10 protein-coding genes, 1 pseudogene and 1 riboswitch are annotated in these 10,423 nt (G+C 46.6%); all 11 genes and pseudogenes read right to left on the minus strand.

Features of this window, described 5'->3' with window-relative positions:
• Positions 1-2: 2 nt before the first annotated feature.
• Positions 3-1,424, minus strand: a complete 1,422-nt coding sequence (gene purF / locus Q0785_RS18190; protein WP_298833386.1) for an amidophosphoribosyltransferase — start codon at positions 1,422-1,424, stop codon at positions 3-5.
• On the minus strand, positions 1,400-3,625 hold the full coding sequence (gene purL / locus Q0785_RS18195; protein WP_223642917.1) for a phosphoribosylformylglycinamidine synthase subunit PurL: 2,226 nt from the start codon (positions 3,623-3,625) through the stop codon (positions 1,400-1,402). The genes purF and purL overlap by 25 nt, the downstream gene beginning before the upstream one ends.
• Positions 3,609-4,292 carry a phosphoribosylformylglycinamidine synthase subunit PurQ gene (gene purQ / locus Q0785_RS18200; RefSeq protein ID WP_223642919.1) on the minus strand — a complete coding sequence of 228 codons (684 nt, stop codon included), beginning with the start codon at positions 4,290-4,292 and terminating at the stop codon, positions 3,609-3,611. The genes purL and purQ overlap by 17 nt, the downstream gene beginning before the upstream one ends.
• Positions 4,289-4,543: a phosphoribosylformylglycinamidine synthase subunit PurS gene (gene purS, locus Q0785_RS18205; RefSeq protein WP_223642921.1), complete on the minus strand. Its 255-nt coding sequence runs from the start codon at positions 4,541-4,543 to the stop codon at positions 4,289-4,291. The genes purQ and purS overlap by 4 nt, the downstream gene beginning before the upstream one ends.
• Positions 4,540-5,256, minus strand: coding sequence for a phosphoribosylaminoimidazolesuccinocarboxamide synthase (purC, locus tag Q0785_RS18210; RefSeq protein ID WP_298833395.1), 717 nt, complete (start codon positions 5,254-5,256; stop codon positions 4,540-4,542). Before purC ends, purS begins: the two co-directional genes overlap by 4 nt.
• A gap of 16 nt (positions 5,257-5,272) precedes the next feature.
• Positions 5,273-6,568, minus strand: a complete 1,296-nt coding sequence (gene purB / locus Q0785_RS18215) for an adenylosuccinate lyase (RefSeq protein WP_298833397.1) — start codon at positions 6,566-6,568, stop codon at positions 5,273-5,275.
• Between the two features lie 16 nt (positions 6,569-6,584).
• Positions 6,585-7,709: a 5-(carboxyamino)imidazole ribonucleotide synthase gene (gene purK / locus Q0785_RS18220; RefSeq protein ID WP_298833400.1), complete on the minus strand. Its 1,125-nt coding sequence runs from the start codon at positions 7,707-7,709 to the stop codon at positions 6,585-6,587.
• On the minus strand, positions 7,706-8,194 hold the full coding sequence (purE, locus tag Q0785_RS18225) for a 5-(carboxyamino)imidazole ribonucleotide mutase (RefSeq protein ID WP_298833403.1): 489 nt from the start codon (positions 8,192-8,194) through the stop codon (positions 7,706-7,708). The genes purK and purE overlap by 4 nt, the downstream gene beginning before the upstream one ends.
• A gap of 140 nt (positions 8,195-8,334) precedes the next feature.
• Positions 8,335-8,434: riboswitch (purine riboswitch) on the minus strand.
• An 85-nt stretch (positions 8,435-8,519) separates the two neighbouring features.
• A complete protein-coding gene (locus Q0785_RS18230; RefSeq protein WP_223642931.1) occupies positions 8,520-8,708 on the minus strand; it encodes an NETI motif-containing protein in 189 nt (62 codons plus the stop codon).
• The gene (locus tag Q0785_RS18235) at positions 8,705-9,247 is read right to left on the minus strand and encodes a DUF2179 domain-containing protein (protein ID WP_223642933.1); all 543 of its coding nucleotides are present in this window, start codon (positions 9,245-9,247) and stop codon (positions 8,705-8,707) included. Before Q0785_RS18235 ends, Q0785_RS18230 begins: the two co-directional genes overlap by 4 nt.
• A 524-nt stretch (positions 9,248-9,771) precedes the next feature.
• Positions 9,772-9,972: pseudogene (locus tag Q0785_RS18240) on the minus strand (transposase); the annotation flags it as partial.
• Positions 9,973-10,423: the final 451 nt, after the last annotated feature.

The following is a 10,423-nucleotide window of genomic DNA, read 5'->3' on the forward strand; positions in this document are numbered from 1 at the left end:
CCTTATTTCACTTTTTCTTTTTCGTGCGGCAATACTGTATCCGGATAAATATTAGTCGGGTATTCGCCAGTAAAACAAGCCAGGCAATGCCCGCATTTCGAACCGGGATCTGTTCGCCCGATGTTTTGGACCATGCCATCCACCGACAGGAATGTCAGTGAATCCGCTCCGATGATTTCACGCATTTCTTCCACTGTATTGTTGGCAGCGATCAATTCGCCAGCCGTGCTGATGTCAATGCCGTAAAAGCAGGGATTCTTGATCGGTGGAGAACTGATGACGACATGCACTTCCGTTGCGCCTGCCTCTTTCAGCAAGTTGACGATGCGCCGTGAAGTCGTGCCGCGGACGATTGAGTCATCCACCATGATGACGCGTTTGCCTTTTACTACCTGACGCACAGGCGAAAGTTTCATCTTGACGCCCTGTTCGCGCAGATCCTGTGAAGGCTGGATGAATGTACGCCCCACATAACGGTTCTTGATCATTCCCAATTCGTATGGAATGCCGCTTTGTTCGGAGTAGCCGATTGCAGCTGAAATACTGGAATCCGGCACACCCGTTACCACATCCGCGTCAATTTGTACTTCCTTAGCCAATTGGACGCCGAGGCGTTTTCTTGCCGTATGGACGTTGATGCCATCGATATCCGAATCCGGACGGGAGAAATACACATACTCCATCGTACAGATTGAACGTTCTTCCGGATACGCAAAACGCTCAGCGCGCATGCCGTCTTTCGTAACAATCAAAAATTCACCCGGTTCAACCGAACGGACAAATTCCGCTCCGACAATATCAAATGCACAGGTTTCCGATGCCGTCACCCAGGCATCCCCAAGTTTTCCAAGAGATAATGGGCGAAGGCCGTTCGGATCCAAGGCAATATACATCGCTTCCTCTGTCAAAATGACACAGGCAAATGCGCCTTTCAATAAAGACAAGGCATTTTTCGCTTTTTCTTCAAAGGTCGCATAGCCGCTTCTTTTGATCAAATGGGCCAATACTTCCGTATCGGAACTCGTTTGAAAAATGCTTCCTTGGCGTTCCAGATGGCCTTTTAGCTGTGTCGCGTTGACCAGGTTGCCGTTATGGGAAATCGCTAAACTACCGGTAGTTGAATTGAAAAGCAAGGGTTGGACGTTTTCAATCCCGCTGCCCCCTGCTGTTGCATAACGCACATGGCCGATTGCGCCATGCCCTGCAATCTTCTCTATTTTTTCCGGCGTGAACACTTCACTGACCATGCCCTCGCCTTTCAATGGACGAAGACCTTCTCCATCTGTCGACACAATTCCTGCGCCTTCCTGGCCACGATGCTGCAACGCGTGCAGCCCGTAATAGGTCAATTGGGTCGCGTTCGGATGTCCCCATATTCCAAAGACACCACACTCTTCATTTAGGCTTCTGATTTCAGCAAGCATGGGATAGCTCCTTTCCAAGCTGAGCGAAGCGTTGCGACTGAATCGTTGATCCAAGCCGTGCCGTCTTCACCGTTGATTACTAAGTTGTCTCCCGTGACTTGGCCGATTTTCTTGGAGTCTGATACGATTTCTTCGAATTGTGCTGCTTTTTCCGGGCTGACTGTCACTACAAAACGTGACTGTGATTCGCTGAATAATGCCGTTGTCGCCGTTCCGGACAAGGTGACGTCCATTCCCAATCCTTTGCCGAAGGTTTTTTCAGCTAATGCAACGGCAACTCCGCCTTCAGCAACGTCATGTGCTGAAGCGATAAGCCCTTGTTGGATCGCTGAAAGGATTTCTTTTTGGCGTTTTGCTTCCACTGTCAAATCGATGGCTGGTGCTTTTCCGAAAATGCGCCCTTCCACCATTTTCTGCAGTTCACTGCCGCCAAATTCCGTAAAGCTTTCCCCGATCAAATACACCAGGTCGCCTTGTTTCTTAGCGTCTTGCGTCGTAACATGTGAAAGGTCTTCCACAAGCCCGACCATGCCGATGGTCGGCGTCGGATAAATGGCCGTGCCGTTGGTTTCATTGTATAAAGAGACATTTCCGCCGATAACTGGAGAATCCAGGATTGTACAGGCTTCAGACATGCCGTCTGCCGCTTTTTCAAGCTGCCAGAAAATCTCTGGTTTCTCCGGATTTCCGAAGTTCAGGCAATCCGTGATGGCAAGAGGTTTTGCACCGGAAACGACCACATTTCGCGCCGCTTCCGCCACTGCGATTTTGCCGCCGGTTTCCGGATCCAAGTAAATGTAGCGGGAGTTGCAATCCGTCGTCATCGCAAGGCCTTTATTGGTGCCGCGGACACGGATCACTGCTGCATCCGACCCTGGGCTCACTACAGTGCTCGTGCGCACTTGGTGGTCATATTGATTATAGACCCATTCTTTCGAAGCAATGGTCGGCTGTTTCAATAACGCCGTCAAGGTCTTTGTGTAATCCGAGACTTTCGGCTCTGCATTGTCCAGCTGCTGGAACTCCGTAAAGTAAGCAGGGACTGCTGATGGCTTATGGTAAACCGGTGCGTCTTCAGCAAGCGCGTCAACCGGTACTTCTGCAACGATTTCCCCTTTATGCTTGAGGCGAAGCGTCGAATCGTCTGTAACCGTACCAACCGTGACAGCATCCAGGCCGTATTTCTCGAACAACTCGACGATTTCAGGCTCGCGCCCAGCTTTGACGACGATGAGCATGCGTTCTTGTGATTCAGACAGCATCATTTCATATGCAGTCATGCCGGTTTCACGCTGTGGAATATGATCCAAATCCATCTCGATGCCTGATCCGGCTTTTGAAGCCATTTCAGCTGAAGATGAAGTCAATCCTGCCGCACCCATGTCCTGAATGCCGATCAAAGCGTCTGACTTGATTAATTCAAGGCAGGCTTCAAGTAACAACTTCTCCATAAATGGATCACCAACCTGCACAGCCGGCCGATTTTTATCAGAACCGTCAGTCAGCTCTTCGGAAGCGAATGTCGCTCCGTGGATGCCGTCGCGGCCTGTTTTAGCGCCGACATACATCACAGGGTTGCCTGTGCCTTTGGCGATGCCTTTTTGGATATCTTCGTGGTTGATCAATCCGACACACATCGCATTGACCAGTGGATTGCCGTCATAGGAATCGTCGAACTGGACTTCCCCGCCCACTGTCGGGATGCCGATGCAGTTTCCGTAACCGGCAATACCGGCAACGACTTCTTCAAAAAGATATTTCACACGTGGAGTGGTCAATTCGCCAAAACGCAGCGAGTTCAGCAACGCAATCGGACGCGCACCCATCGAGAAGACATCACGGATAATTCCGCCGACGCCAGTTGCAGCACCTTGATAAGGTTCGATGGCTGAGGGATGGTTATGTGATTCCATCTTGAATACGACCGCTTGCCCGTCCCCAATGTCCACAATACCCGCACCTTCACCTGGTCCTTGCAGGACACGCTCTCCCTTCGTCGGGAATTTTGCCAGGACCGGTTTTGAATTTTTATAGGAACAATGCTCAGACCACATGACCGAGAACAATCCGGTTTCCGTGTAGTTTGGCAGTCTCCCTAAGATTTCTTCGACCATGGCGAATTCCGCATCCGACAAGCCCATTTGCTGATAAACTTTCTGTTCCTTTATCTGAGCTGCATTTGGTTCAAGCATGACTGACATGTGCTTCCCTCCACTGTTTTACGATTGATCTGAATAAAGCCAATCCGTCTGTGCCGCCGATCAAGTCAGACACTGCACGTTCCGGATGGGGCATCATGCCGAGCACGTTTCCGCGCTCGTTGATGATGCCCGCGATGTTGTTGCGACTGCCGTTAAAATCGTCTGCATAGGTAAAGACGATTTGATTGTTTTCCTTGAGGTGGCTGTATGTCGCATCGTCGCAGAAATAATTGCCTTCTCCGTGGGCGATTGGAATTTGGATCTCCTGGCCTTTTTCGTATTCATTGGTGAACAAGGTATTATTGTTCTCAACTTTCAATCCAACGGTACGGCACATGAACTTCAGGTTCTTGTTGCGTAAAAGAACACCTGGCAACAGCCCCGCTTCCGTCAGGATCTGGAAGCCGTTACAGATTCCAAGAACCGGTTTCCCTGCCTCTGCTGCTTTTCTCACTTCGTCCATGACACCCGAAAACTGGGCAATCGCGCCGCAGCGCAGGTAATCGCCGTATGAAAATCCGCCTGGAAGCAAAATTCCGTCATAGCTGCTCAAATCTTTTGAGTCATGCCATACATACTCCGCTTCTTCACCTAGTTCGTCCTTGACCGCATGGTACATATCCAAGTCACAATTTGAGCCGGGGAAAACAATCACTGCGAATTTCATTGCGAGACAACCTCCTCAATTTCATAACGATAATCTTCAATTACGGTATTGGCTAATAAGCGATGACAAAGCTCATTGACCAATGCATCCACATCCCGTTCGCTGTCGCTGATGACCAATTCCAGGTATTTGCCGATCCGTACGTCTTCCACTTCACCATAGCCCATTTTATGAAGAGAGCCCATAACTGCGGATCCTTGCGGGTCCAATACACTTTCGCGCAATGTTACGTATACTTTTACTTTTTTCATGAGTGTTGTCCTCCTAGACGAGTTAAAATGAGTTCGTACGCTTCTGTCAAATTCCCTAGATTGCGACGGAAAACGTCTTTATCAAGCTTTTGCTTGGTTTCCATATCCCAAAGCCGGCAAGTATCCGGCGAAATTTCATCTGCCAATAGAATGTTTCCATCTGCATCGCGGCCGAATTCGATTTTGAAATCGACCAGATCGACGCCTATTTCTTTAAAGAAGCCGATGAGAACCTCATTGATTTTACGCGCTTTCTGCTTGAGCTCTGCCACTTCTTCTGCAGTTGCCAGGTTCAGCATATCCACATGTTCATCTGTGATCAGTGGATCGCCCAATTCATCATCCTTCAAATAGAATTCCACTACCGGGCGGCTGATGGCTACGCCTTCCTCAATTCCGAGGCGTTTGGCCATGCTGCCGGCTGTAATGTTCCGTACCACTACTTCCAATGGAATGATGCTGACCTGCTGCACCACTTGTTCGTGATCAGACAATTGCTTGACGAAATGAGAAGCAATGCCAGCTTCCTGCAATTTCGTGAAAATCAGTGACGTGATTTTATTGTTCAAAATGCCTTTGCCGGTGATTTCCTCTTTCTTTTCACCATTGAAAGCCGTTGCTGAATCTTTATATTCCACCCACAAAATTCCCTGTTCATCCGTTGCATATAAGCGCTTTGCTTTTCCTTCGTACAATAGCTGACCTTTTTCCATTTTTAGAAGCCCCCGTTTAGTTTAGTCCAAGTCGATTGAAAATCATGTCCACTTGCTGCAGGTGATGGTTGTAATCGAAGCAGTCATCCAAATCTTCTTTGGATAGTTTAGCAGTGATGGTATCATCCGCTTCTACGATTTTGCGGAAATGCGTTTGGTTTTCCCATGCTTCCATCGCACATGGCTGAACTAGATCGTATGCCGCTTCACGAGCCATTCCTTTATCGATCAACGTCAACAACACACGCTGCGAATAAATGAGGCCAAGTGTTGAATCCATATTGCGCTTCATATTTTCAGGGAACACCGTCAAGTTTTTGACGATATTGCCGAAACGGTTCAGCATATAATTCAGTGCAATCGTCGCATCCGGCAAAATTACCCGTTCAGCAGATGAATGCGAAATATCGCGTTCGTGCCATAAAGAAACGTTTTCGTAAGCTGTCAGCATATAACCGCGAATCAGACGGGCAAGCCCTGTCATGTTTTCAGAACCGATCGGGTTGCGTTTATGCGGCATTGCCGATGAACCTTTTTGGCCTTTTGCAAAGAATTCCTCTACTTCACGCGTTTCTGATTTTTGCAGTCCGCGAATTTCGGTAGCGAATTTCTCGATCGATGAACCGATCAATGCCAAAACGCTCAAATACTGTGCATGGCGGTCGCGCTGTAAAGTCTGTGTCGAAATCGGTGAAGCCGCAAGTCCTAGTTTTTTGCAGACATAGGCTTCAACAAATGGGTCGATGTTGGCGTAAGTTCCTACTGCGCCGGACATTTTGCCTGTTTCGATGGAAGCTGCAGCTGCTTCGAAACGCTCCAGATTACGCTTCATTTCTTCGTGCCACAATGCCAGCTTCAAACCGAAAGTTGTCGGTTCAGCATGAACACCGTGTGTACGGCCCATCATGACCGTCATCTTATGTTCTTTGGCTTTATTCGCCAGGATTTCAATGAAGTTCGTCAAGTCTTTACGGATAATGACATTTGCCTGTTTTAACTGATAAGACAAAGCTGTGTCTACGACATCTGTTGACGTTAAGCCATAATGGACCCATTTGCGTTCTTCGCCAAGCGTTTCAGATACCGCTCTTGTAAAAGCAACCACATCGTGGCGTGTTTCTTCTTCAATTTCCAAAATGCGATCTACTGAAAAAGAAGCGCCTTTACGGATTTTAGCTACGTCTTCTTTTGGAATGTCACCGATTTCAGCCCAAGCTTCACATGCCAGAATTTCAACTTCCAGCCATCCATTGTATTTGTTTTCATCCGTCCAGATTGCGCCCATTTCAGGCCGTGTATAGCGTGCGATCATTTGTAAGTTCCTCCAATTATTCCGGCCAAATGCCGGATGCATCTATTTCACTTAAAGTCGTCTTTAAGTCTTCCGTTAATATCGTAACATGTCCCATCTTCCGTTTCTGCTTCGCTTCATCTTTTCCATACAAATGAATCGACCAATTCGGGAATTGCGAGACTTTCGAAGTGAGTGGCGCGACATGTTCACCTAATACATTGACCATCACCGCTTCTGACCATAAGATTGGCTGCCGCAGCGGCCATCCGCAAACTGCACGGATATGCTGATGGAATTGCGAGATGTTCGTCGCTTCGATTGAATAGTGCCCTGAGTTATGGGGACGCGGCGCGAGTTCATTGACGATGATGCTGCCATTTTCCAAAACGAACATTTCAACCGCTAAGGTTCCGACCATATTCAAGTGGGCAGCGATTTTTTCAGCTGCTTGCTTTGCGAGGTCTACCGTCTCTTTATCGATCTGTGCCGGTACAATCGTCTGATGCAGAATGTGGTCTTTATGAATATTTTCACCGATCGGCAAAATAGCCGTTTCACCGTGCACATTGCGCTGGATGATCACTGAAATCTCTTTCGTGAATTCCACGAAGGCTTCCGCAACACACTCCCCATTTTCAAACAGCGCTTCTGCCTGAGGGAGTTCGTCAATAGAAGAAACCGTCTGCTGTCCTTTGCCGTCATAACCGCCACGTGCAGTCTTTACTACGAAAGGAAATGACAGCTCGCTGCGTTTTTCTATTAACTCCTTAAACGTAGAAGCAGTGATGTAATCTGCAACCACAACTCCAGCTTCAGAAATGGCCTGTTTCTCAAAAATCCGGTTTTGCGTCACCCGAATCAATTCGGCCCCTTGGGGAACATAAGCAATTTCCGCTAATTTCTTTAATCCTTCAACGTCTATATTTTCAAACTCATAAGTGATGACGTCACTCACTTCAGCCAATTCTTCCAGTGCATGCTGATCATTAAAGGGAGCGACAATTTGAATGTCCGCTACTTGGCCAGTTGGAGAATCCATACCTGGATCGAGAACCGCAATTTTAAATCCGGCTTCTTTTGCTGCAAGAGCCATCATCCGCCCTAATTGACCGCCGCCGATAATCCCGATGGTTTGTCCGGGTAATATTGTTTTGGTCATATCAGGTCACCTGAACTTTCCAGCACAGCTGCAGCTGTCCGGTCTCTTCTCTTCTGCAAAGCCTGTGCAGCTTCTTCGTCGACTGTCCCTAATATTTGAGCTGCCAGTAAACCTGCATTGACAGCACCCGCTTTACCGATAGCTACAGTGGCCACTGGAACCCCACCTGGCATCTGAACGATCGACAACAAGGAATCCAGGCCATTTAACGCTTTGGACTGAACCGGGACACCGATAACAGGTAAGGTGGTCTTTGCTGCCACCATACCCGGCAAATGCGCAGCACCGCCAGCTCCGGCAATAATCACGTGCAAGCCGCGTTCTCTTGCCTGTTCTGCATAGCTGAACATCAAATCAGGTGTCCGGTGTGCTGAAACCACTTTCTTCTCGTAGCTCAGACCCAGTTCATCCAATACGTCGCACGCATGTTTCATTGTTTCCCAATCACTCGTACTTCCCATAATGACGCCAATTCGAGGATTCATCGATACACTCTCCTTTAAAAAATAAAAAGTCCTTAAGTAATCTGCTCACATTACGTGAAAAGCAGGTTACTTAAGGACTGTACATGAAACGAATTCATGGATGAGGACATATAGAGAAGCCCCTCCTTCGTTTTACGATCCACTAAGTTGCTTTCCCGCATAGTCCGGACATTACGGTGTCCTGGTAGAGACGCAAAAGCCAATTCTTTTGCATATATGGGGTATTCTCATTAATCATAACAAGTCGTAGAAAGTACGTCAATGATAAAGTCGAACGATTGGTTATTCAATTATTTAATCGTTCGGTTTTAAAAGGTATAATTTGTTATTCTCCAAGTTTACTCCCTTTAAATTTCACAATTTGCCTTATTGGCACTGGCTGTCCATTTATTTCTTCAAACAATGGCTCTTCTTTGCGGCCAACAGCCGCATATCCTTCAGCTTTCATTCGATCCAAGCACTCGGTAATGGATTCATGTTCTTCTACTTCAAACCATATTGTATTCTTACTCATTTATACAAATTACCCCTTTTCACTGTCTTTACCCAGAATCCGCCATGGATCGTCTTCGCCTCATAGGCAATGATAAAAGCCTTCGGATCGATTTCCTGGATAGCTTTATACAATTTCAGTTCCATTTTGCGCGGCGTTAAAATCTGCATCGATTGTCTTCCGCCGTCACGGCCATTGGCATTCCAGTCGGTTACGCCATAGCCTTTTTCCCGGAGCTGCTTCGGCAGATACTCACCAGCTTCACTGGTGATGACATTTACCGTAATATAACCAAGTGCCATCTTCTCTTCAATTTTCGAACCGATGATGACACCGGAACCGTATCCCAAAGCATAAGCAACCAGGTTCTGAATTTCATTAAGATTATCGAGAACCAAACCAAGTCCAACTATATAAATGACCACTTCCACCATACTTACAACGGCCGCTAAATAACGATAGCCTTTTAAAGTCATGATCATTCGCACCGTAAAAAATGTTACATAAACGATATTGATCGAGAAAATGATCAATACCATCAGCCACGGATTTACATCCAATCTCTACACCCTTTCACTTTTCAATAAGAATTAATTTTCATCTTAGGGGAAATTTCTGAAGAAAGCAAGAGAGAAAAGATGGAGAAAACCTTAGTATATAAAGGAACTTCCATAATTCTTCACATTCTTACCGCCTTAACGAAGATGCAAATGCGATTGTTCAGTAAATGACACCTTCATTTTTTCTATACTTATATCTTCTATAGAAGAAACTCTTTCACGTAAAGACTTTGCAAGTAGTTTTGAAGAAGTAGACTTGCTGCTAATAGATATCGTTTTATCACAATGTTACTTCTGGCATCTTTGTTTAAAGTTGGAGGTTTTACGCGATATACATCAGCAATCGGAATCCGCTAACGTCTTTGCTATTCCGGCTTTTAGCCGGAATGGACTTCGTTCGCTGCTGGATGAAGTGTTAGAGAGGCTGATCGCTTGTTTCGTGATTCTTAATTCAAGCTGCGCAAAAAGAAAGAAACGAAACAAACCTCCAGAAAATATAAAGCATAGCCTCAGCAGGAATTAGTTCAGAAAGCAGAATGAGGGATTTTGGCGCGTGCGAAATTCCGGAAACCGAACGCATTTCCTCTGATCACTTTTGTCAGGTTGTTGATCCCATCCAAAAAGCCAGTGGAATAAGGGAACCTGAAACTGTTCAAAATCTCTGTCTACCAGTTTTGGAACCTCCCCACCGCTTTTTGGAACTCTAGAATGTCCGTTTTTTTGACACGTCCGGAAGGCATACAATTTTCGAAGCGGAAGTACAGGTGAATTTCTTGACCCCTGCAAACATAACGTCTTTTTTATAAAAAAGGAGATCAGAGGTTCAAATCATTTGAGGTGTTTGACCTTTGGTTACTGTTACGTGGACGCAGCTTCAACTCCACATACTCGGCCACGCCGGCCTCCACCTATCTCATCTTCTAAACGAAGAATGTTCATAGTCAAATCCAAGTGGGGGGGACTTATCTTCTTTGCTTATACTCGATATTTCAAGGTTAAAAGAAATTTGAAATCAAGTGCTTTTGTTGAGCGCCCACCATTTAAAATAGAACCACAAAAAAAGCCGTTACCGGAATCGGTAACGACTTCTTTCAACTGCCCAGCGACGTCTTACTCTCACAGGGGGAGACCCCCAACTACCATCAGCGCAAAAGAGCTTAACTGCCGTGTTCGGGA

This window comes from uncultured Planococcus sp. (assembly GCF_947501725.1).
In the GTDB taxonomy this organism is placed as follows: domain Bacteria; phylum Bacillota; class Bacilli; order Bacillales_A; family Planococcaceae; genus Planococcus; species Planococcus donghaensis_C.

Excerpts from the sequence above, each read along its gene's own strand:
- purK (WP_298833400.1), bottom strand. The coding sequence starts at position 7,709 with ATGACCAAAACAATATTACCCGGACAAACCATCGGGATTATCGGCGGC.
- purB (WP_298833397.1), bottom strand. The coding sequence starts at position 6,568 with ATGATCGCACGCTATACACGGCCTGAAATGGGCGCAATCTGGACGGAT.
- purS (WP_223642921.1), bottom strand. The coding sequence starts at position 4,543 with ATGAAAAAAGTAAAAGTATACGTAACATTGCGCGAAAGTGTATTGGAC.
- purE (WP_298833403.1), bottom strand. The coding sequence starts at position 8,194 with ATGAATCCTCGAATTGGCGTCATTATGGGAAGTACGAGTGATTGGGAA.
- Q0785_RS18230 (WP_223642931.1), bottom strand. The coding sequence starts at position 8,708 with ATGAGTAAGAATACAATATGGTTTGAAGTAGAAGAACATGAATCCATT.
- purF (WP_298833386.1), bottom strand. The coding sequence starts at position 1,424 with ATGCTTGCTGAAATCAGAAGCCTAAATGAAGAGTGTGGTGTCTTTGGA.
- purL (WP_223642917.1), bottom strand. The coding sequence starts at position 3,625 with ATGTCAGTCATGCTTGAACCAAATGCAGCTCAGATAAAGGAACAGAAA.
- purC (WP_298833395.1), bottom strand. The coding sequence starts at position 5,256 with ATGGAAAAAGGTCAGCTATTGTACGAAGGAAAAGCAAAGCGCTTATAT.
- purQ (WP_223642919.1), bottom strand. The coding sequence starts at position 4,292 with ATGAAATTCGCAGTGATTGTTTTCCCCGGCTCAAATTGTGACTTGGAT.